General features: G+C 68.3%; 18 protein-coding genes. 4 read left to right on the forward strand and 14 right to left on the reverse strand.

Annotated elements, in window-relative coordinates; genetic code table 11:
• Positions 1 to 60: 60 nt before the first annotated feature.
• The 4 genes from CMC5_RS13450 to CMC5_RS13465 all read right to left on the reverse strand — a co-directional run bounded on the left by CMC5_RS13450 (position 61) and on the right by CMC5_RS13465 (position 4080).
• Positions 61 to 1218: a homogentisate 1,2-dioxygenase gene (locus CMC5_RS13450; RefSeq protein WP_050430788.1), complete on the reverse strand. Its 1158-nt coding sequence runs from the start codon at positions 1216 to 1218 to the stop codon at positions 61 to 63.
• The gene (locus tag CMC5_RS13455; RefSeq protein WP_050430789.1) at positions 1215 to 2369 is read right to left on the reverse strand and encodes a 4-hydroxyphenylpyruvate dioxygenase family protein; all 1155 of its coding nucleotides are present in this window, start codon (positions 2367 to 2369) and stop codon (positions 1215 to 1217) included. Before CMC5_RS13455 ends, CMC5_RS13450 begins: the two co-directional genes overlap by 4 nt.
• A gap of 89 nt (positions 2370 to 2458) precedes the next feature.
• Positions 2459 to 3106, reverse strand: a complete 648-nt coding sequence (gene maiA / locus CMC5_RS13460; RefSeq protein WP_050430790.1) for a maleylacetoacetate isomerase — start codon at positions 3104 to 3106, stop codon at positions 2459 to 2461.
• Positions 3103 to 4080, reverse strand: coding sequence for a fumarylacetoacetate hydrolase family protein (locus CMC5_RS13465; RefSeq protein WP_050430791.1), 978 nt, complete (start codon positions 4078 to 4080; stop codon positions 3103 to 3105). Before CMC5_RS13465 ends, maiA begins: the two co-directional genes overlap by 4 nt.
• Before the next feature lie 156 nt (positions 4081 to 4236).
• On the opposite strand from CMC5_RS13465, the gene CMC5_RS13470 reads away from it, so the two are divergent.
• The gene (locus CMC5_RS13470; RefSeq protein WP_050430792.1) at positions 4237 to 4971 is read left to right on the forward strand and encodes an extensin family protein; all 735 of its coding nucleotides are present in this window, start codon (positions 4237 to 4239) and stop codon (positions 4969 to 4971) included.
• A 79-nt stretch (positions 4972 to 5050) separates the two neighbouring features.
• On the opposite strand, the gene CMC5_RS13475 is transcribed toward CMC5_RS13470, so the two are convergent.
• The 9 genes from CMC5_RS13475 to CMC5_RS13515 all read right to left on the reverse strand — a co-directional run bounded on the left by CMC5_RS13475 (position 5051) and on the right by CMC5_RS13515 (position 18217).
• Complete coding sequence (locus CMC5_RS13475) at positions 5051 to 5656, reverse strand: Uma2 family endonuclease (protein WP_050430793.1); 606 nt, start codon at positions 5654 to 5656, stop codon at positions 5051 to 5053.
• A 171-nt stretch (positions 5657 to 5827) separates the two neighbouring features.
• Entirely contained in the window at positions 5828 to 7015 is a 1188-nt protein-coding gene (locus CMC5_RS13480; protein ID WP_169796533.1) for a cytochrome P450, read from the reverse strand.
• 223 nt (positions 7016 to 7238) lie between these two features.
• The gene (locus CMC5_RS13485; protein ID WP_063796554.1) at positions 7239 to 8444 is read right to left on the reverse strand and encodes a cytochrome P450; all 1206 of its coding nucleotides are present in this window, start codon (positions 8442 to 8444) and stop codon (positions 7239 to 7241) included.
• A 399-nt stretch (positions 8445 to 8843) separates the two neighbouring features.
• Positions 8844 to 10031 carry a cytochrome P450 gene (locus CMC5_RS13490; protein WP_050430796.1) on the reverse strand — a complete coding sequence of 396 codons (1188 nt, stop codon included), beginning with the start codon at positions 10029 to 10031 and terminating at the stop codon, positions 8844 to 8846.
• A 220-nt stretch (positions 10032 to 10251) separates the two neighbouring features.
• On the reverse strand, positions 10252 to 11439 hold the full coding sequence (locus tag CMC5_RS13495; RefSeq protein WP_050430797.1) for a cytochrome P450: 1188 nt from the start codon (positions 11437 to 11439) through the stop codon (positions 10252 to 10254).
• A 242-nt stretch (positions 11440 to 11681) separates the two neighbouring features.
• Positions 11682 to 13004, reverse strand: coding sequence for an MFS transporter (locus CMC5_RS13500; protein WP_156338552.1), 1323 nt, complete (start codon positions 13002 to 13004; stop codon positions 11682 to 11684).
• 1254 nt (positions 13005 to 14258) lie between these two features.
• Positions 14259 to 14915 carry a hypothetical protein gene (locus tag CMC5_RS13505; RefSeq protein WP_245678426.1) on the reverse strand — a complete coding sequence of 219 codons (657 nt, stop codon included), beginning with the start codon at positions 14913 to 14915 and terminating at the stop codon, positions 14259 to 14261.
• A gap of 94 nt (positions 14916 to 15009) precedes the next feature.
• Positions 15010 to 16806 carry an acyl-CoA dehydrogenase gene (locus CMC5_RS13510; RefSeq protein ID WP_050430799.1) on the reverse strand — a complete coding sequence of 599 codons (1797 nt, stop codon included), beginning with the start codon at positions 16804 to 16806 and terminating at the stop codon, positions 15010 to 15012.
• 61 nt (positions 16807 to 16867) lie between these two features.
• Positions 16868 to 18217, reverse strand: coding sequence for an extracellular catalytic domain type 1 short-chain-length polyhydroxyalkanoate depolymerase (locus CMC5_RS13515; protein WP_050430800.1), 1350 nt, complete (start codon positions 18215 to 18217; stop codon positions 16868 to 16870).
• A gap of 195 nt (positions 18218 to 18412) precedes the next feature.
• On the opposite strand from CMC5_RS13515, the gene CMC5_RS13520 reads away from it, so the two are divergent.
• From CMC5_RS13520 to CMC5_RS13530, 3 genes are all read left to right on the forward strand, one after another.
• Entirely contained in the window at positions 18413 to 19597 is a 1185-nt protein-coding gene (locus CMC5_RS13520; RefSeq protein WP_050430801.1) for a GIY-YIG nuclease family protein, read from the forward strand.
• Positions 19598 to 19716: 119 nt separating this feature from the next.
• Entirely contained in the window at positions 19717 to 20184 is a 468-nt protein-coding gene (locus CMC5_RS13525) for a PA2169 family four-helix-bundle protein (protein WP_050430802.1), read from the forward strand.
• 172 nt (positions 20185 to 20356) lie between these two features.
• Positions 20357 to 20929 (forward strand): peroxiredoxin, encoded by a 573-nt coding sequence (locus CMC5_RS13530; RefSeq protein ID WP_218920260.1) that lies wholly within the window; start codon positions 20357 to 20359, stop codon positions 20927 to 20929.
• Positions 20930 to 20974: 45 nt separating this feature from the next.
• On the opposite strand, the gene CMC5_RS13535 is transcribed toward CMC5_RS13530, so the two are convergent.
• On the reverse strand, positions 20975 to 21877 hold the full coding sequence (locus CMC5_RS13535) for a universal stress protein (RefSeq protein WP_169796534.1): 903 nt from the start codon (positions 21875 to 21877) through the stop codon (positions 20975 to 20977).
• Positions 21878 to 22039 lie beyond the last annotated feature (162 nt).

Raw genomic sequence — 22039 nt, forward strand, 5'->3', positions numbered from 1 at the left:
AGCAGGGTAGCGGCGCGGCCTCGAGCGCTGGGGCCGCGACGCGCGCACCTGCGCTCGAATTCAGCTGATGAAGCTGTCCTGGTAGCCCCGATCCTCGACACCGGCGGCGGCTGGCGTGGGCGTCAGCGGTCGCAAGGTGTCCATCATCACGGCCAGCTCATCGGTGCGCGGCGCGCCCACGCTGGCCTCGTACGCCCCGGGGTGCGGCCCGTGCGGGATGCCCGTGGGATGGTACGAGATGCTCCCGGGACCGACGCCCCGGCGCGAGGTGAAGTTGCCCCGGCAATAGAAGAGCACCTCATCGCAATCCACGGACGAGTGCGGATAAGGACAGGGAATCGCTTCCGGGTGGAAGTCGACCACGCGCGGAACGAAGCTGCAGATCAGTGCACCCCGTGCGGCGAACGTCCCGTGCCAGTCGGGCGGCAGGTGCACCAGCCCTGCGCGCGGCTGGAAGTTGAGGATCGGGAACGCGAACGGATACACCGCGCCGTCCCAGCCGACCACGTCGAGCGGGGAGTGCGCGACGGTGAAGCCGTGGAAGGCGTTCCCTCGCTTCACGAGCATGTCGCGCAGCCCCTCGTCGAGCGGTCCGGTGAACGTCGGAAGCCGGAAATCACGGTGCGAGTACGGCGCGTCCATCCGGAGCTGCCCCGCCTCGTTGCGCCACTGGGTCGGGATGTGGACGCCTCCGAGCGCCTCGACCGTCAACCACACCTGGGGGCCCTCGTCCGGGATGGCCCGGTAGAAGAGACCCTTGGGAATCACCACGTAATCGTCCTGCTCGAACCGGAGATCCCCGAGCATGGTCCGGATCACCCCGCCGCCTTGAAAGACGAAGAACACCTCGTCGGCGTCGGCGTTGGCGTAATACAGCGGGTCGGCCTGGTCCGGACGGGCGATGCCGAGGACCACGTCTTCGTTGAAGAGCAGCGGCTCCCGCACGTCGATCTGCGGACCCGAGCGGGTCGGCACATCGAGGCTCCGGAAGTGTCGCTTGGCAAGAGGCGCCGGATCCGCCGCGCGAGGCAGGGTGAACCCGTGCTCGACTGGCGCGACCCGGTGCTCGTGCGGACGGCGCTCGTGGTAGGCGATCGTGTAGAGACCGTCGAACCCCTTGCGGGTCAGGCACTCCTCCCAGCGCAAGGCCCCGTCCTCACCCCGGAAGGCGATGTGGTGCTTGCGCGGAAGGGCCCCCCGGGCCACCCGCTCGATCACGCGACCTTGCCTTCGTTCTTCTGCTGCCGCTCGATGCTCTCGAACAGCGCCCGGAAATTCCCGCCGCCGAAGCCGCGGTCGCCCTTGCGCTGGATGATCTCGTAGAAGAACGGCCCCGCCGTCGGATCACCGTGGGTGCCGGCCGACTCCTTGAGGAAGATCTGGAGCAGGTACGAGTGCTTCGCGTCACCGTCCACGAGGATCTCCAGATCGCGCAGCAGGCTGATCTCCTCGTCGATGCTCTCGATGCCGAGCTGCTTCAGCCGGTTCGGCATCGCGTCGTAGTACGACCCGGGGGTCGGCATGAACTGCACGCCGCGCTCCCGCATCCCGCGCACCGCGCTGAGGATGTCGGTCACGGTGACGGCCGCGTGCTGCACGCCATCGCCGCGGTGCTCCTCGTTGAAGATGTTGATCTGCGAGCTCTTGAAGAACGGCCGGTACGGCTCGTTGTTCGCGAACTTCACCCCCGAGGCCGGATCCCACATCACGGCCGAGCGCAGCCCCGAGCCGTGATCCGAACCCTTGTTCACGTCCTCGGTGTGGAACTGGATCTCCCAGAACCGCTCCAGCCCGAGCACGTGCTCCATCCAGAGCAGCGCCGGCGACATGGTCTGGAAGTTCGTGGTGATGTGATCGAAGTCCTGGATGCCGAAGATGTTCCGGCCACCGCGCGGGATGTCGTAGTGCACCGCGCCGGGGAACAGCGGCCGGTAGCCGTCGCGCTGCACGAAGCGGAACGTCGTGTCGCCAAACGGCGAGGTGATGGAGAACGAGGCGAAGCGCCCCCCGCCCTCCTCGTGCCGGTAGATGTCGTCGATGGGCGTCCCACCACGGCCGTCGAGCAAGCGGAACGCCTTGTCGATGTCCTCCACCTCGAACACCAGCGTGCCCACCCCGTCCGGGTGCTTGCGCAGGTAGCGCGACGCTCGTCCGCCTTCACCGAGCGGCTGCGAGCAGAGCACCACACAGTTCCCCGCCTGGAAGGCGATCGACCGCTGCTTCGCGCTCGCCTCCAGATCGGGTGAGCTTGCGGCCACCTCGGCGAAGTCCATCTTCTCCGTGTAGAAGCTGCGCGTCCGCTCCAGATCCCGCACGTAGTAGTGCATGGACTCCAGACGCTTGATCCCGATCGACTCCACCTTGGCCATGGCGTGATTGCTCCTCTCCGGGCATCCCCGGCGTGTTTCTTTCTCTAGCGCGGTGGCGCTCCGGCGCCCAAGACGCGCTCCGTGCACGTTCACTGCTTCGGTGCGTCGGGCTGCCTGTCCGGATGCGCCGCCTGGAAGGCGGGGAGCAACATGCAGGCCTCCTCGATCCGCAGGAGCGTGGGGTACGGCGAGACATCCACCCCGAAGCGCCGCGAAGCGTAGAGCTGAGGCACGAGGCAGGCATCCGCCATGCTCACCTCGTCGCCGACGCAGTACCGCCCTGCCGTCTCCTCGGCCACCGCCTGGAAGGCCGCGAGCCCTCGCTCGATGTAGCGGTGCGAGAAGGTCTTGTCGTCGACCCCGAACGCCTCGCGGAGATGGAGCGACGTCCCCAGGTTCTGGAAGGGCTGGATCCCTGCGTTGATGATCTCCGCGAGCTGGCGCGTCCGAGCGCGCAGGTAGCGGTCCTCGGGGAGGAGCCGCGGCGTCGGGAACCGCTCGTCCAGGAACTCGATGATCGCCAGCGACTGCGCGAGGCGTAGCGGCGCACCACCGACCTCGATCTCCAGGACGGGCACCTGCCGCATCGGGTTCACCGCGCCGTAGGTGTCGAGGTGCTGCTCTCCCCCATCCCGGATGATGTTCACCGGGATGTACTCGTGCTCGATCCCCTTGTACGCGAGCGCGATCCGCACCCGCCACGTCGCCGAGCTTCGCCAGTATCCGTGGAGCTTCATGCCTTCACCACCTTCTGCTCGATCCGCCCGAACAGGCTGCGACCTGCTGCGTCGAGCATCTCGATTGCGATCGTGTCCCCCACCCGCATGAACGGCGTCGTGGGCTTGCCGTCGTCGAGCGTCTCGATCATCCGCCGCTCCGCCAGGCACGACACCCCGCGCGCCCTGTCGGCGTTGGACACCGTGCCGCTCCCGAGGATCGTGCCCGCCGTGTAGGACCGCGTCTTCGTGAGGTGAGCGATCAGGTCGAAGAACGAGAAGTGCATCTCCGGCCCGGCCTCGGGGTCACCTGCGAGTTCCCCGTTGTACGTCGAGCGCAGCCGCAGGTGGATCCGGCCGTCCTTGAAGACATCGCCCAGCTCGTCCGGGGTGATGGCGAACGGCGAGAACGCCGTCGCTGGCTTCGAGCAGAAGAACCCGAAGCCCTTGGCCAGCTCGTTCGGGATCAGGTTGCGCAGGGTCACGTCGTTCGCGAGGCAGAGAAGGCGGATGTGGCGCTCTGCCTCCAAGGCCGTGGTGCCCATCGGCGTGTCGCCCAGGATGGCGCAGACCTCCGCCTCGAAGTCGAGCCCCCACTGCTCGTCGCGCAGCGGGATGTCGTCCGTCGGCCCGAGCAGAACACCCGAGCCACCCTGGTACACCAGCGGATCCGTGCGCAGCGTCTCCGGCGGCTCCGCCCCACGCGCCTTGCGCACGAGGACGATGTGGTTGATGTACGCCGACCCGTCGACCCACTCGTACGCCCGCGGCAAGGGCGCGTGCAGCTTGCTGACGTCCAGCGGCTGCGCCTGCACCGTGCCTTGCTTCAGCGCCTCCGAGAGCTTGCGCAGCGCCGGCTCGGCCCGCTCCCAGTCGTCCAGCGCTGCCTGGAGTGTCGGCCACGTGGCACCGGCTGGCGTGTACGCCTGCCCGTCCTCGTGGACCACGATCAGCGTCCCGTCTCGCCCTGGCCCGCGCAGCGTTCCCAGCTTCATGGTGTAACTCCACAGGGCCGGTAGCACGAGGGAGGAGCACCGTTCAACTCCAGTGTGCCCTCGCCAGGGTCGGGCCATGGCGCAGCGCGTCCAGGTTCGCTCACGGTGGAACCACCCGCGGCGGCTCACTGCGTCACGGTGAGGTAGACTCGACCCATGACGGCGCGTGGCCGCTCACGGTACCTCATGGGACTCGCGGGAGCTGCCCTGGCGTTCGTGGCACCCGCCCCAGCCAAGGGCGGCAGCCGGTTCGCCATCGAGCCACCCGACATCGTGATTTCGCGCGCTTATCGCTACGCTGCCATGGAGAGCGAGCACTGCCTCTCGCTGCTCGCGTTGCGCGACGTGCCCTTCGAGGTCGCCCCACCGACGAAGGGCGTGGACACCCCGGTTCGTCTGACCGGCCCGGTGCGCGGCGTGCACTTCGTCCCCGTGGAGGCGCAGGGCCCGCCCGAGAAGGACTTCCGCACCATTGCCGACTGCCGCCTCGCGCTGGCGCTGGACGACCTGGCCCTGGTGCTCTCGCCGCACCACGTGCAGCGCGCCGAGTACTTCTCGATGTACCGGCGCAAAGGCGTCGGCTTCGTCAAGCCAGGCAAGCGCCACCCGGGAGGCCGCGCCATCGACCTCGTGAACCTCGTCCTTGCGGATGGGACGACCTACTCGGTGCGCCGCGACTTCCACGGCACGCGCGGCGTCGGTACCTGCGGCGACAGGGCTGGCAAGCCGCGGCGTGACACGGAAGGCGCGCGCGTCTGGTGGTCCGTGATCTGCGAGCTGGACCGGCTCCGCTCGTTCAACCTGATCCTGTCGCCCAACCACGACTGGGCGCACCGCGATCACCTCCACATGGAGGTGCGCTCGGGCATCCGCTGGCAGCTGATCCAGTGAGCCTTGGAGGTCAGGCCGTGACTCTGGCCGCCTCGACGACGCATGCCTCGGTGCCTGGCGCTCGTGAGCCCGTGTCGCTTCAGCTTTCGTTCTCGCCAGGAGGCGCCGGTAGCTTTCCGTTCCACAGGATGGAGAGAGGCAGCTCGATGGCGTCGAAGGGCGCGGCGCGGACGACGGCCTCGCCCTTGACCAGCAGCTCGGCCTCCCAGCGCTTCCGAGGGCCCAGGTGGTGGACCTCCAAGGTGCGCTTGATGGGATCGATGAGCCAGACCCACGTCACGCCCTCGCGGGCATAGACGGGCAGCTTGTCGAAGCGATCGTCGGTCGCCGTGCTCGGCGAGAGGACCTCGCAGACCCAGTCCGGGGGGAGGGACGTGGCTGCCGTCTCCGGGAAATCCGGCATCCGCTCGCGGCGCCACCCGGCGAGATCCGGAACGAGCACATCGCTGTCGAGGCGGAGCTCGGGCTCGAACAGGAGCCACCAGCCGCCAGGGCCACCCACGCCAAGCTGGAATGGGGGTCCCAGCACCATCCCCAGCGTCGAGGATGCGAGCGCATGCGGCATGGCGGGTCGCGGCGACATGAAGAGGGTGCCCCCGATGATCTCTCCGACCAGGTGCGAAGGTACAGCCTCGAGATCGGCGTACGTGGCGACCTGCGGTCGTTTTTTCGCCGGCTCGCCCATCACCCTGTCCGTACTGCAGCGTTCACTGACGTCTGAGCATAGTTCAAAAGTGACCCATGCTCGGCTCCCTTCGACGTGGTGCGCCGTCGATCCTGACGTCGTCGGGCAGTCGAAGGAGAAGCGATGGTGCCCGCCTCCGCTGGAACAAGTGGTGTGATGACGACAGGTTAGCTAGTCGACCTGAGCCCGCAGCACCAGCTTCTGCGGTGCGCGGATGAAGAACGACGGCGTCCACGCCACATCGCGCTCGGCGCGCTTCAGGTTCTTCGTTCGTGACAGCAGCGCCTCCAGCATCACCCGGCCTTCCATGCGGGCCAGAGCGGCTCCCAGGCAGAAGTGGATGTCGAGCCCGAACGCGAGGTGCCCCTTCGTATCGCGGTGGATGTCGAAGCGATCGGGATCCGGGAACTGGCTCTCGTCGCGGTTGGCCGAGGCCAGCAACGGGAGGACGACGGTGCCGCGCGGGATGACGGCCCCCTCCAGCTCCACGTCCGTGGTGGCCTGCCGGAAGATGCAGTGGGCGGGCGGCTCGAAGCGCAGCGCCTCCTCGACCAGCGCCGGGATCAACGCCAGGTTCTCCTGCACCTCCGCGAGCTGTTCGGGGTGATCCGTCAGCGTCACGATGGTGTTGGCCACGAGGCTCGTCGTGGTCTCGTTGCCTCCGATGAGCAGCGCGGTCACCACGCTCAGCAGCTCCTCGGCCGAGAGTCGCTCACCGTCCACCTCGGCGTGCACGAGCTGAGAGAGCAGATCCCCCCGCGGCTCACGGCGCCGCTCCTCCATCCGCTCCCCGAAGTAGTGGTAGAACTCCTGCGTCGAGCGCTGCAGCTTCTCGGTCTCCAGGGCCGCGCCGATCGCCTGCGCGCCGGCGAAATCGTCGGCCCAGCGCCGGAAGTCGTCCCGACGCTCCGACCCGACGCCCAGCAGCTCGGCGATGACGATCATCGGCAGCGGGATGGCGAGCGCCGAGAGCAGCTCGAACTCGCTCTCTCCGTGGAGCGACGCCATCAGCTCGTCGGTGATCTTCCGGAGCCGTGGCTCGAATTCCGCGACCGTCCGCGGGCTCAGTGCGCGGACGATCAGCGCGCGCACCTTCCCGTGCCGAGGAGGATCCAGCTCCACGAGCATGGGGGGCATGATGTCGAGATCCTGCCGCTGCGCCGGGCGACTCGCCGTGTACCCGGAGTTCGAGAACCGCTTCGAGTCGTGCAGCACGCGCACCACGTCGTGGTAGCGGCTCACACCCAGGAACTGGTTCGGCTGGATCCGGCACAGCGGCGACGCGCGCCGCGCCCTCGCGTAGCTGGGATACGGATGACGGATGAACTCGGGGGAGGTGACGTCTAGCTCGGCGAACACGCGCGTCTCCATTCTTCCTCGTGCCGCCGGAGGCTCACGGGCATCGCTTGCCGACGGTGTCGCCTCGGAGATGTGCCCGAGGACCTCAGCGGCGCTGGAGAGTGACCCCTATCACGGTTCCGCCGCCTCGCTCGTCACGGAAAGGCCACGCCGGCGGGCGCAGACGAGCGCGTTCTCGGGTCGAGGGCCGACACCGGCTGTGGCATGTCGTCGCGTCGATGGCTCACGCGATCTGGGCGCACAGCACGAGCTTCTGCGGCGTTCGGAGGAAGAAGGACGGCGCCCACGCGACCTCGCGTTCGGGGCGTCTCAGGTTCTTCGCTCGTGACAGCAGCGCATCCAGCATCACCCTCGCCTCCAGGCGAGCGAGCGCAGACCCCGGGCAGAAGTGGATGTCGAGCCCGAACGCGACGTGCCCTTTCGTGTCGCGGTGGATGTCGAACCGGTCCGGATCCGGGAACTGGCGCTCGTCGCGGTTGGCCGAGGCGAGCATGGGAAGCACCATGGCTCCGCGGGGGATGGTCACGCCGTCCAGCTCCACGTCCGTGGTGGTCTGGCGGAAGACGATGTGTGCTGGACTCTCGAAGCGCAGCACCTCCTCGATGAACGCCGGGATCAGCGCCGGGTTCTCCTGCACCTCCGCGAGCTGATCGGGGTGATCCGTCAGCGTCACCAGCGCGTTGGCGATGAGGCTCGTGGTGGTCTCGTTGCCCCCGATGAGTAACGCCGTCACGACGCTCAGCAGCTCCTCGGCCGTGACCCGCTCGCCGTCCACCTCCGCGTGCACGAGCTGGGAAAGGAGATCCTCCCGCGGCTCCCGGCGCCGCTCTTCCAGCTGCGCGCTGAAGTAATGGCAGAACGCCTGCGTCGAGCGCTGTAGCTGCTCGCGTTTCAAGGTCGACCCGATCGCGTGTGCGGCGGCGAAGTCGTCGACCCAGCGTCGAAACTCGTCCCGGCGCTCCGTCCCCACCCCCAGCATCTCGACGATGACGATCATCGGCAGCGGGATGGCGAGCGTCGAGAGCAGCTCGAACTCGCTCGCACCATGGAGCGACTCCAGGAGCCCATCGGCGATCTTCCGGAGCCAGGGCTCGAACTCCGCGACGGACCGCGGGCTGAGCGCCCGGACGATCAGTCCGCGCAGTTTTCCGTGTCGAGGAGGGTCCAGCTCCACGAGGTTCGGAGGCATGATGTCGAGGTTCTGCTGCTGCGTCGCGCGACTGGCCGTGTACCCGGAGTTCGAGAACCGCTTCGAATCGTGCAGCACGCGCACCACGTCGTGGTAGCGGCTCACGCCCAGGAACTGATTCGGCAGGATCCGGCATAGCGATGCCGTGCGGCGTGCTCTCGCGTAACCGGGATACGGATGACGGATGAAGTCCGGGGTGGTGACGTCTAACTCGGCTGAATCGGCTGATCCGGTGGACATGCGCGTCTCCATTCTTCCTCGTGCCGCCGTTGGCTCACGGGTATCACTCGTGGTGAGATTGCCTCTGGAGACCATCCCGAGGACCTCGGGTGGCACAGGAGAACAAAACGTACCACGCGTCCCTCGCCGAGCGAGGTAGGTCGGGGGAGCCGTCGCGCTGGTGGATCTGACGCGCCCTTTTCTCCATCCCAGAACGGACCAGGACCGCCGCTGCGCGTCCGAGCTGCGCTTCCGTCGACCTGAGCGTGGAGAACCAGGGACTGCGGTGAGCGGATGAAGAAAGATGGCGCTCAGGCGACGTCTTTTTCCGCGCGCTGAATGTTCTTCAGGCGCCCCAGCCTTTCTTCAGGAGCACCCTGGCCTCCAGCCGTGCGAGTGCGGTGCCGATGCGTCTGCTCTTCATCCGATCTGGGCGCGCAGAACCAGCCTTCGTGGCGATCGGATCAAGAAGGAAGAGGACCACGCGACCTCGCGCTCGGCGCGTTTCAGGTTCTTCGTTCGTGACAGCAGCGCTTCCAGCATCACCCGGGCCTCCATGCGGGCGAGAGCGGCTCCCAGGCAGAAGTGGATGTTGAGCCCGAAGGCGAGGTGCCCCCTCGTGTCGCGGTGAATGTCGAAGCGCTCGGGATCGGGGAAGTGACTCGCGTCGCGGTTGGCCGAGGCCAGCAGCGGGAGAACGATGGTGTCACCGGGGATGACCATCTCCGCAACCTCCACGTCTCTGGTGGTCTGCCGGAAGAGGCAGTGCGCTGGAGGCTCGAAGCGCAGCACCTCCTCGATCAGCGCGGGGATGAGCGCCAGGTTCTCTTGCACCTCTGCGAGCTGCTCGGGGTGATCCGTCAGCGTCACCAGGGCATTGGCGACGAGGCTCGTCGTGGTCTCGTTACCCCCGACCAGCAACGAGGTCACCGCGCTCAACAGCTCCCTGGCGGAGAGCCGCTCCCCGTCCACCTCGGCATGTACGAGCAGGGAGAGCAGATCTCCCCGTGGCTCTCGGCGCCGCTCCTCCATCCTCTCACCGAAGTAATGGTAGAACTCCTGCGTCGAGCGCTGCAGCTGCTCGGTCTCCACGGTCGCGCCGATCGACAGCGCGTCGGCGAAGTCGTCGGACCAGCGCCGAAAGTCGTCTCGGCGCTCGGACCCGATGCCCAGCAGCTCGGCGATGACGAGTATCGGCAGCGGGACGGCGAGCGTCGAGAGCAGCTCGAACTCCTGCGCGCCGTGGAGCGTCGCCATCAGCTCGTCGGTGAGCTGTCGGAGCCTGGGCTCGAACTCCGCGACGATTCGCGGGCTGAATGCGTGAACGAGCAGCGCGCGTACCTTTCCGTGTCGTGGGGGATCCATCTCCAGGAGCATGGGGGGCATGGTGTCGAGGCCCTGCCGCTGCGCTGGACGGCTGGTCGTGTATGCGGAGTTCGAGAATCGCTTCGAGTCGTGCAACACCCGCACCACGTCGTGGTAGCGGCTGACGCCCAGAAACTGATTCGGCTGGATCCGGCATAACGGCGAGCTGCGCCGCACCCTGGCGTAGCCGGGATACGGATGACGGATGAATTCGGGGGAGGTGACATCCAGTTCGGCGAACATGCGCGGTTCCATTCTTCACTCGTGGAGCGGGGAGGCTTCGGGCATCGCTTGCTGACGGGCCATCTCTGGGGACGGTCCCGAGGAATTCAGCCGTGATGGAACGTGATTTCTATCACGAGTCCGTCGACCCACCCGTCACGGAAAGGGCACGCCGAGGGACCTGACGCGCGCACGTCGGGTCGAACATCGGCGGGAGCCGTCATGGACTGGGGATGCCCTTTCAATCGATCCGAGCGCGCAGCGGCAACGACTGCGGGGAGCGGATGAAGAAGGAGGGCGTCCAGGCAACGTCTTTTTCCGCGCGCTGGATGTTCTTCATCCGGCCCAGCATTTCTTCCAGAAGCACCCTGGCCTCCAGCCGTGCGAGTGCGGCGCCGATGCAGAAGTGGATGTCGATCCCGAAGGCGATCTGTCCCTTCGTGTCGCGGTGGATGTCGAAGCGATCGGGATCGGGGAAGCGGCTCTCGTCGTGGTTCGCCGAGGCCAGCAAGGGGAGGACGACGGCCCCTCGTGGGATGGTCACGCCGTCCAGGTCCACGTCCGTGGTGGTCTGCCGGAAGATGCACTGCGCGGGGCTCTCGAAGCGCAGGACCTCCTCGATCAAGGCGGGGATCAGCGCCGGGTTCTCCTGCACCTCGGCGAGCTGATCCGGGTTGTCGGTCAGCGCCACCATCGCGTTCCCGATGAGGCTCGTCGTGGTCTCGTTGCCGCCGATGAGCAGCGTGTTGGCGAAGCTGAGCACCTCCTCGGGCGTGAGCCGCGACCCGTCCACGTCGGCGAGGAGGAGCCGGGAGATCAGGTCGTCGCGCGGCTCCTTGCGCCGCTCCTCCAGCACCTGGCCGAAGTAGCCGTAGAACTCCTCGGTCGAGCGCCGCACCCGCTCCCGGTTGCCAGGCTCGACGAGCGCCAAGGTGCTGACGAAATCGTCGGACCACCGCTTGAAGTCGCCGCGGCGCTCCGGCCCGACGCCGAGCAGCTCGGCGATGACGATCATCGGCAGCGGGATGGTGATCGCCGACGTCAGCTCGAAGGTGCTCTGTCCACGGAGCCCGTCGATGAGCTCGCGCGAGAGCTCCCGGATCCTCGGCTCGAGCTGGGCGACGGTGCGCGGGGTGAACGCCTTGGTGACCAGCGCGCGCAGCTGTCCGTGCCGGGGCGGATCGACCTGCACGATCGACGGCGGCATGGTGCTGTTCTCCTGCATCTCCTTCGGGACGCTCGCGTTGTAGCCGGAGTTGGAGAACCGCTTCGAGTCGTGCAGCACGCGCACCACGTCGTGGTAGCGGCCCACGCTCAGGAGCTGGATCGGCTGGAGGCGGCACACGGGCGAAGCGCGCCGCATCTCCGTGAACAGGGCATATGGGTTACGGGCGACCTCGGGTGAGGTGATGTTGAAATCGGCGATCATGGGCTCTCCCTCTCTTCGTCGGGCCGACGGAGCGCATGTGCACCTCGTCCAGACGGAGCAGCCAGGTGGTGAGGGCTGCTGGTCGCGTCGGACGGGCTGGAGAGTGCAATGTGCCACGCACCCGTCCCCGCGTGCGCCAGCGAGAACCACGATTTCGCGCTCGGGTCGCGCCCGAGGCGCGGCAGGTCACCGTGGGTCGTGCCCGGTGTTCCGTTCACGCACCTCGGCTCACGCACCTCGGCTCACTCACTTTGGTGCTGGGCGCGACGGCTCAAGGCAGGGAGGAAGAGCGCGATGAGGCTTCCGAGCGCACACATCCCGGCCACGTAATGCGCGGGCGCCATCGGCGAGGCCTTCAGCAGCAAGGTGACGAGGAGCGGCGTGAGACCCCCGAAGAGGGCATAGGCCATGTTGTAGGAGAACGAGAGCCCGGAGAACCGGACCGGCGGCGGAAAGGCGCGCACCATGACCCCGGGGATCGCGCCGGTGACACCGACGCACAGCCCCGTCACGACATAGAGCAGGGGGAGGTGCTCCGGCGTCGCGCTCGCGCCGCGGTAGAGCAGGTAGGTCGCGCCGAGCTGCGCGAGCATGCCGATGCTCAGCACCCGGCTGGCGCCGAAGCGGTCGGAGAGCAGCCCGGCGCTCACACACCCGATGGTGAGGCTCAGGGTCGCCAGGCTGTTCGCTTCGAGGGCGGCGGTGGCGGGGATGCCGTACAGCTTCTGGAGCAACGTCGGCGTCATCAGGATGACGACCACGATGCCCGCGGTGAGCACGCAGGTGAGCAGCATGCTCACCGCCACCGAGAGGCCATGACCGCGGAGCGCCGCCTTGAGCGGCAGCTCCTTCACCAGCGCGCGGCGCTGACGCATCTCCTCGAACACCGGCGTCTCGGCGAGCCAGCGGCGCAGGAACACCGAGAAGAACCCGAGCACGCCGCCGATCAGGAACGGGATGCGCCAGCCGAACGCCAGCAACGCTTCCTGGTCGTAGGCCTTGTTGACGGCGGTGGCCATGAGCGATCCCAGCAAGATCCCGAAGGTGAGCCCAGCCGTGAGCGTCCCGCAGGCGAAGCCGATGCGCCGCTCCGGCACGTGCTCGGAGACGAACACCCACGCCCCGGGCACCTCGCCCCCCACCGCAGCTCCTTGCAGGATCCGCAGTCCGAGGAGGCACAGCGGTGCCGCGTAGCCGAGCGTTTCGTACGTGGGCAAGAGGCCGATGAGCAGCGTTGGCACCGCCATCAGGAACACGCTGAGCGTGAACATCCGCTTGCGGCCGGTGCGATCGCCGAAGTGGGCCATCACGATGCCGCCCAGAGGGCGCGCCAGGTAGCCTGCCGCGAATAGCCCGAAGGCCTGGAGCTGACGCAGCCAGTCCGGCGTGTCGGGCGGGAAGAAGAGCTGCCCGATGACCGACGTGAAGAAGACGAAGATGATGAAGTCGTAGAACTCGAGGGCGCCGCCGAGCGCCGCGAGCGCGAGCGTTCTGGCATCCTGCCGGGAGAGCGCGCGCGGCGCGGGAGGGGGCCCGAGATCACCTGTCGAAGCGGACATCGCCATGGATGGGGCCGGCACGTTAGCGCAACGGACGCAGCGCAGAAGTGGGGTGTTCAAGGGGCGCTGTATGACGCTTTGTGCCGTGAGGGAGCTTCGATCCGTTCGTGCGTCAGCGAGCAGCGGGCGTGTCCGCGAGCAGCGGGCGTGTCCGCGAGCAGCGGGCGTGTCCGCGAGCGGCAGGCATGTCCGCGAGCGGCAGGCATGTCCGCGAGCGGTGGGTGTGTCCGCGAGCAGCGGGAGCGTCAGGGCGCGACGGGCGTATCTGCGAACGGCGGGAGTAGCCGCGCGGGAAGGAGCATCTGGGGGTGGCGAGAGTGTCTGGAGGCAGCGAGAGCGTCTGGGGGCGGCGAGAGCGTCTGCAGGACGTTCAAAACGAGATGACGCGCGCGTCATATAAAATCGACGTTATATAACGAGTACGTTATGTTCTCCTTCTCGACGCACGATGGTCCGGAGGTGCGAGATCCGGAGAGGTCCGAATGCCAGTCCGTGCGTGATGAACTCACCTGACCTGCGCTTCGGGGAGCCGAGTCCCGACGATTCTCTGGACGCGAGGGCCCTGGTCGCTCCTGCTGCATCCGCCCATGCTGGACAAGCCATCACCTTCAGGGTGAACCAGGCGTCGGGAACTTTTTTTTCGTCGGGTCACCCTCGTGACGGGGTGATGGCTGCGAGCGATGGAGGTTGGTTCCCCTGCGATCCTGGCGACATCGGTCGTCACGGAGCCCCCGTCACGAGGAACGGGCTCGCTGGTGCCGGGGTGCAAGCTCGGGTCGCCTCGCACCGAGGGGGGGTCCCCGGCGCAGGAAGAAGGTGTGGAGGTCGACCGGAGGCGAAGGCGGGCCGGACGGGATCCGGGGAGGCGTTCACCTGCGTGTCGTCCGTGTCGAGCGAGGGGTTGTCGCTCGAAACATGGTGTCGTCGGCCGTTGATGCGACCATGTTTCGGGCGTGACCAGGCCTCGTCGGTCGTTGATGCGACCATGTTTCGGGTGGGACCAGGTGCCGTCGACCGTTGATGCGGCCTGTTCCGCCAGGCGTGCGGCGGTGGCGCTACCTCGACGGTCTCACGCCTGTCCGTGCAGCGTCACGCCTGGGTAAAGCATCACGGACGGATTTTTGTGGACGGGCGGTCGGTCGTGCGCGGTCGAGCGCCGGTTCCCCTTCTGGCCGCTCGTCGAGATCGTCGTCGCTCGTCGAGGTCGTGGTCACTCGTCGAGGCGATGACTGCGGGCTCACGTGCCCGGAGCTGCCGTGGTCAGTTTTCGAGGCAGACGCGCTGCCCGCCGCCTCCCTCAGGACAGCATCGGTAACCGCCTTGCCACTCTTCGCAATAATGGTTCAGCGGACATGTGTAGGTCCCGTCGTCGCACGGGCTGGGGGCCGGGCAGGCGGTCCAGGGATCTACTTGATATCCATCGGCGCACCAGCATTCAGCCGAGCCGAGAAGATTGACGCACTCGGCGTTGATGCCGCACGTGAGGGTCTCCAGGGCACACTCGTCGATGTCGCTGCAAGTGGAGGGTTCGCCACTGCACGTGTATCCGGACTCGACGGCGCATTCGATGGAACAGCCATCACCTGGCGTGACGTTGCTGTCGTCGCACGACTCCCCTGCATCGAGGATCCCGTCTCCGCAAACGGGCGCAGGTGTCTCTCCACCCGTGCCGCCGCTGCCTCCAGCAGCGCTGGTGCTTCCCCCCGCGTCTCCCGAGGTCGCTCCGCCCGTGGTGGTCACGGTCGAGCTGGAGGTTGCGCCGCCGCTGCCGTCGCTCCCCCCTGGTGGTGCAGTGGTCTCACCTTCCTCGTCACCCTCGCTGGTGGCAATCTCGAAATCGCTCAGTCCCGAGACGAGCGCGCAGCTCGCCACGTGCAGCACAGCCACCACGAGCCAGACAGTCGACGACGGCCTCATGCTGGCGGCATGGAGCGCGCGACCCAGCATGTCCTGTCAGGCGGGGCCGGGAGGTGCCGTCGGCCAACGCCTGGAGAGCGAGCGGGAAGGCGCTTCAGAACCAGTCGCTCTGCATGCGCGCGTACGAGTCTTCCCCGGAGCGACAGAGGGCCGCCCAGTGAGCGACCCGGCCCAGCTCGCCTTCGATCCAGTACTGCGCCGCGCAGCGCTTGCCCTGATAGAAGGCGAGGTCTTCGGGGTGGTGGTGGAGACCTGCTTCGGCGGCGGTGGCCATCCGGAGCCACAGCCAGCCGACGACCACGGTGGCCATCATCTCCAGGTAGTCGACGCTGTGCCGGAGCATGGCCTCCACGTCGCCACTCTGGCCAACGCCGAAGAGGTGCAGGGACACGTCGCGCAGCTCCGCTGCCGCTTGCTCCACGCGCGTGCACCAGGTGTCCGCGATGCCGGCACGCTTCGCGGCGGTGACGCTGCTGGCGATCTCTTCGAGGAGCGCCCGGAGCGCCGCGCCACCTTCGGCGGGGACCTTGCGGGCGAGGAGGTCGAGGCTCTGGATGCCGGTGGTGCCCTCGTGCAAGCTGTTCAGCTTCTGGTCGCGCAGCCAGGCCTCCGGGAGGTACTCGCTGGAGTAACCGTAGCCGCCGAGCACCTGCACGGCGAGCGCGTTCACCTCGAAGCCTCGCTCGGCCGGGAAGGTCTTGGCGAGGGGGGTGAGCAGATCGAGGAGCAGCCTGGCGCGTCGCCGCTCGTCGTCGGTCTCGGCGTACTCGGCGAGGTCGGCGTAGCGCGCGGTGACGGCGAGGAGGAGCAGCCCGGCCTCGACGATGGCCTTCTGCCGGAGGAGCATGCGGCGCACGTCCTCGTGGGCGATGATCGGGACCTGGGGAGAGCGCGGGTCCTTGTTCGTGAGGGGCCGTCCCTGCGGGCGATTGCGCGCGTAATCGAGGGCCTCGTGGTAAGCGACCGAGGCGGTGGCGACGGCGTTCATGCCGACCATGAGGCGCGCCTCGTTCATCATCTGGAACATGTAGTGGATGCCGCGGTTCGGCTCGCCGACGAGGTAGCCGTGGCAGTCGTCCTGCTCGCCGTAGTTCAAGGCCAGGCTGGGCAGGCCGCGCCAGCCGATCTTGTGGATGACGCCGGCGACGTGCACGTCGTTGGGGACCAGCGCTCCTGCTTCGGGTCGCAGGCGGGGGATGGCGAAGAGGCTGACGCCCTTGATGCCCGGTGGCGCGCCGTCGATGCGGGCGAGGGTGAGGTGGACGATGTTGTCGGCGATGTCGTGGTCGCCGCCGGAGATGAAGATCTTCGAGCCGCGGATGAGGTAATGGTCGCCCGCAGGGGTGGCGCGGCTCTGGACGTCGCTCAAGCTGCTGCCGGCCTGGGGCTCGGTGAGGGCCATGGTGCCGGTCCACGCGCCGCTGTACATGGGGGCCATGAAGCGCTCCTTGAGATCGTCGCTCCCGAACGACTCGAGGAGGCGGGCCGCGCCCGCGGTGAGGCCGAGGTAGCCGTAGGCACTGAGGTTCGCGGCCATGGGATAGGCGCTGGCCAGCGTCATGATCGTGAACGGGAGCTGCTGCCCGCCCACCTCGGCGGGGCGGGTGGCGTTGAGCAGCCCGAGCTCCACGAGGCGGGGGTAGAGGTCCTTCATCAGCGGGTGGACGCGGACCTTGCCGTCGACGAGGCGAGGGGCCACTTCGTCCATCGGCTTGTACGCGGGGTAGAGCACCTCCCGGGCGAGGCGGCGGGTCGCGGCGAGGAAGAGCTGCAGCGTGTCCGGTGTGTGATCGCGGAAGGCGGGGAGCGCGAGCAGCGCGCTCACGTCGAGCACCTCGAAGAGGATGAAATCGACCGTGCGATCGTCGACGAGCGGGTTGTGCGGCGGCATCGGCCCGAGGGAATTCCGGGCCGGTGGGGGCGTCAAGCGGGGGTCGGAGACGGGGCGCGGCTCAGGGGCACTGGCCGGCTTCGTAGTAGTTCGGGGCGGTGCGCCGGATCCAGGTGGACATCATCGTGTAGAGGCCGAGGTTCTGGTTCGAGCCGAGGGCGCACACGTAGCTGTTCCCGAGGCCGCAGCGGACGGCGCGTCCGGTGCCGACGTGGTTGTAGTTGGAGTCGTAGAAGGCCTCGCAGGTCGCGGGGGAGCCGCCCGAGCCGCCAGCACCGCCCGAGCCGCCAGCACCGCCCGAGCCGCCAGCACCGCCCGAGCCGCCAGAGCCCGAGGTGGCGCTGGAGGAACTCGACGTGGTGGCGCTGGTGGAGCTGCTGGAGCTGCTCGAGGTGGTGGCGCCGCTGCCCGAGCCGGCGTCGAGGCCGAAGAAGAGGCCGGCGTGGTAGGAAGAGCAGAGATCGACGTCGAGGATGAAGGCGCCAGCGCTTCCGCAACCGCCGGCGGGAGCGAAGCCAGGGTCGACGGCGGTTCCATGGCCCATGCCCTGGATCGAGATGGCTTCGACCAGGGTCACGCCAGCGGCGTTGCGGTACTCGGTGCGGGTGGCGTTGCCCACGGTCGAGGTGGCGTCGGCGACGGCGTCGATGCCGTGCACGTTGGTCCACTGATCGACGCTCTCCTGCAGGTTTCGCACGGCCACGGTGAAGTCGGAGGTGCCGTGCCAGATGGACACGCGGGGGCGGGGGCCGTTGTAGCCAGGGAAGCTCTGGCGGACGAGGTCACCCCAGGCGGCCGGTGTGCGATCCACGCCAGGGCTCATGCACGAGAAGGCGTCGAGCGAGGAGGTAGCGCAGCGGTGAGGCATGCCCGCCATGATCGCGCCGCCCGCGAAGACGTCGGGGTAGTTGGCGAGCAGCGAGCTGGCCATGGCGCCGCCCGCCGAGAGGCCGGTGACGAAGACGCGGGCGGGATCGACGCCATGCTGCGCGACCATGGTGGCGACCATCTGGCGCATCGAGAGCATCTCGCCCGCGTCGCGCCGGGTGTCGTTGGCGTCGTACCAGTTGAAGCAGCGCCCCTGGTGGTTCGCGGTCTGCTGCTCGGGGTAGACGACGTGGAATTTCCACTGGTCGGCGAGCTGGTTCCAGCCCGCCTTCACGTAGTCCTGCGCGGTCTGGTTGCAGCCATGCAAGGCGAGGACGAGCGCTGCGCCCGGGGCGACGCCGGCGGGGCTGTAGACGTTCATCCTGAGGTTGCCGGGGTTCGAGCCGAAGCTGGAGACGACCGTGAGGGCATCGTCGGCCTGTCCGACGTCATCGACGTCATCACCGACGGGAAAAGCGCACGCCGCGATGAGCGAGGCGCCGACGAGACCGAGACCGATGCGGGCAGAGCGCGGTAGCGTCACGAGCAGTCTCCTTTCGGTTTCCAGGCTCTCCCGTATCACAGACCTCCTCCGCGCAGCCGGGGAGACGCGCGCGGGCACACCGAGCATGTCGAGCGCGACGAACGCAGGCGGATGGTGAGGGTGGAGACGACCGCTGCGAGAGGTCGAGCGCCGTCGCTTGACGGGCTGTACGGATGTCCATGAACATGCCGCGCGATGCCGCGCGCGAGTCCGCTCCGGCCCCGTCCGAAGGCGGCCCAGATCAAGGAGCGGATCAGCCAGCTCCACGAGCTCGTCCGCGCAGGGACCGAGAACCGATCTGGCGTCTACCAGATGGCGGACGAGGACGGCCACGTGCTCTACGTCGGCAAGTCCAAGCGCGTGCGCTCCCGTCTCCTCGCCTACTTTCGCTGCGAGCCGCGAGAGAAGGGCGCCCGCATCCTGAAGGAGTCGAGCCAGGTCTCGTGGGAGTACCTCCCGAGCGAGTTCGCTGCGCTGCTCGCGGAGCTGCGGCTGATCAAGCGCTTCCGGCCCCGGTTCAATGTGGCGATGAAGCGCGATCTGCGCCGCTACGCCTTTCTGCAGCTCACCTCGGGCGCGGCGCCGAAGCTGCGCGTCGTGGGGGGATCGGCGCACGACACCGGGAGCTTCTACTACGGCCCGTTCACCAGCCGGAGCCGCATCCGCGACGCCGCCCGCGCGCTCTCGAACGCGCTGGGTCTGCGCGACTGTGCGGAGGATGTGCCGCTGGTGTTCAGCGATCAGCGGGAGCTGTTTCCGCTCGGTCGGAGGACGCCCGGGTGCCTGCGCTACGAGATCCGACGCTGCCTCGGGCCGTGCGTGGGCGGCTGCTCCCGGGCCGAGTACGGCGACCGGGTGGCGCTCACGCGCGCGTTCCTGGAAGGCCATAGCGAGGGGCCGATCGCGCGCTTCCGGGCCGAGATGCTCGAGCACAGCGCGCAGGCGGAGTACGAGCGGGCCGCCGCGCTGCGCGATCGGGTCCGGCAGCTGGAGATGCTGCGCGGGCAACTCGACAGGCTGCGCTTCGCGCTGGAGTCGCTGTCGTTTCTCTACACCGTGCCGGGCCACGAGGGCGAAGACCGGGTGTACCTCGTCCGTCGTGGCAGCGTCCGCGCAGAGCTGCCCGCGCCGCGCACGGAGGCGGACCACCAGGCCCTGAAGGCGCTGGGAGAGCGGGTTTATGGCACCTGGGAGCCGGACGCGGCGCCGGTGCCGCTGCACGAGGTGGAGGAGATCCTCCTGCTCTCCTCGTGGTTCCGGCGCCATCCCGGGGAGCTGGAGAAGACCACGCCGTTCGTACCGAGGTCGCCAGGTCGATCGCGTGCGCTCCCGCTGTGCACGGAAGGGGCGATGCCCGATGTGGGCACCCCTCTTGCGTAGGCGCTGAAGCACTGAACCGACGACACCAGACGACGATCACGGAGAGACGCGACCGTCGCCGCGGAGGCCCGAGCAGAGGGCCGATCCGAGGCCTCGGTGCCTTTCCACGGAGGAAGACCATGGCGACGATGATTGGCAGTGAAGCGACGCTGATCGAGCTTCTCAACGATCTCATCGAGCTCGATTTCGATGCCATCGAGGCCTACAAGGCCGCGATCAGCCGTGTGGACAACCTGAACGATCGAGCGCAGCTCGCGAGCTTCCTCGAGGACCATCAACGTCATGTCGACGACCTGTCCCCCTTCGTCCGCGAGCTGGGCGGCGAGCCCGCAAAGGAGGGGGACCTGAAGCAGGTGCTGACGAAGGGTAAGGTGGTGCTCGGTGGCCTCATCGGCGACCGCGTGGTGCTCGCGGCGATGAAGACGAACGAGGACGACACCAACACGGCCTACGAGCGCGCGCTCAAGCGCAACGACGTGCCGATGCGCATGCGCGTGGTGTTCGAGCGAAACCTCGCCGACGAGCGTCGGCACCGCGAGTGGCTGGTGAAGCGCATCGGCGAGGCGGAAGGCACCGTGCGCCTGTAGGCCGTGCTCCCCGGCTGAATCACGCACTTCGTCCAGGGGAGAAGGGTCGGCTCGACCGAGGCCGTCGAGACGTCCCGGGCCGTTCGAGCGGGCGTGACGGTCCGGTTCAGGCCCTCCGGCAGGCTCGGACCGAGCTTGTCGCGCGGCGGGGCGCGGTGACACCATGGCCACCATGATCGTTCGCCCTTCTCTCGCCCTCCTCCTCGCGCTGACGTCCCTCACGGTCGCGTGCAACGAGACCAGCACGCCGACGCCCGCTCCGAGCGCCACCACTGCTGCGCACAGCAGCCAGGGTGACGGCACCGTGACGCTGAAGGCAGGGGACCCTGCGCCCGACGTCACGCTCAAGCTCCATGACGGCAAGGAGGTGAAGCTGTCCAGCCTCGCGGGCAAGCAGGTGCTGGTCTACTTCTACCCGAAGGACGACACGCCCGGCTGCACGGTCCAGGCCGAGGGCCTCCGGGACGGGTGGACCGACATCCAGGCGGCTGGGCTGGAGGTGTTCGGGGTGTCGACGCAAGGGGCGGAGAGCCACACGGCGTTCATCGACAAGTACAAGCTGCCGTTCCCGCTCGTCGTGGACGAGGACGGCGCCATCGCGCGCGCGTTCGGCGTGCCGGTGCGTGGGGTGTTCGCGTCCCGGCAGTCGTTCCTCATCGGCAAGGACGGGAAGATCAAGTCGACGTGGCGTGAGGTGGATCCGAAGGAGCACGCGGCCACCGTGCTGGCCGCCGCGAAGAGCTGATCAAGCCACCGTCCGCGCGCAAGGCGTCCGCCGGGGCGCTGGTCTTCAGGCGCTGGCCGAGGTGTCCTGGCGAGGCGGGACGACGAGCACGTCGCAGCCGACCTCGCGCAGGACCTCGCCGGCGACGGTGCCCAGGAAGGCGTGCGCGATGCCGGCGTAGCCGCGGGTCCCGAGGACGAGGAGGTCGATGTTCGCCGTCTCGACGACCTTGGGGATGACGTCCCGCGGTGAGCCGTGGCGGATGTACGTCTTCCAGGGGACCTCGGTGGCCTCCGGGTCGTCCACCTGGTCGACGGCGGCGGCGAGGAGCTTCGCCACGCCCTGGATGGCCTGCTGCCGGCACTGGTTGCGGTAGCCTGCGCCCTCTTCCTCCGACAGGCTCGGGTAGATCAGGTTCTGGTAGGGCGCGTTGTAGGCGTGGACGACGGCCACGGGAGGGCAGGGGGAGGGGAGCGTCTGGAGCAACAGGGTGATGACGTCGCAGGCCGCCTGGTCGAGCTCCAGGGCGAGCGCGGGCTTCCGGTACGAGGCGCGCGGGGAGAGGCGGACGACGAGCACCGGGCGCTGCCCTTCACGGACGATCCGCTCCGCCGTCGAGCCGAGGAAGGCATCCCGGATGGAGCGGCCGCTGCCCCGTCCGACGACGATGAGGTCGGCCTCGACCTCGCGGGCATGGGCGGCGATCTCCGCCGCCGGGGAGCCGACCTTCACGACCGGCTCCACCACGGTGCCTTTCGGGAGCTGCTTGGCAAAGCGCTTGGCCGTGGCAGCGAGTGCCTTGCGGGCATCGCCCTCGGCGCGCTTGCTCGCGTCGGTGGGGAGCCATCGGGGGATCACGTGGACGAGCGTCACCCGGGCGCCGTCGGCGAGGGGCAGCATTGCAGCCCGGCCGAGCACCCGCTCCGCACTCGGGGTGAGATCGACGGGAATGAGCAGCGAGCGGAACATGAGCCGCATATACCACGGGGAGGTGGTCGAGCTACACCCGTGGGGCGGCGTGAGGCGTGGTCGATGAGGGATGAGGGAACTGGCGAGATCGAGGTGAGCGCTTGCGGCGATCGGCTGCATGCGCGGCGAGCACCCTCCCTGTGGTGCGTCGGACCTCCGGGA

This window comes from Chondromyces crocatus, assembly GCF_001189295.1.
GTDB lineage: Bacteria > Myxococcota_A > Polyangia > Polyangiales > Polyangiaceae > Chondromyces > Chondromyces crocatus.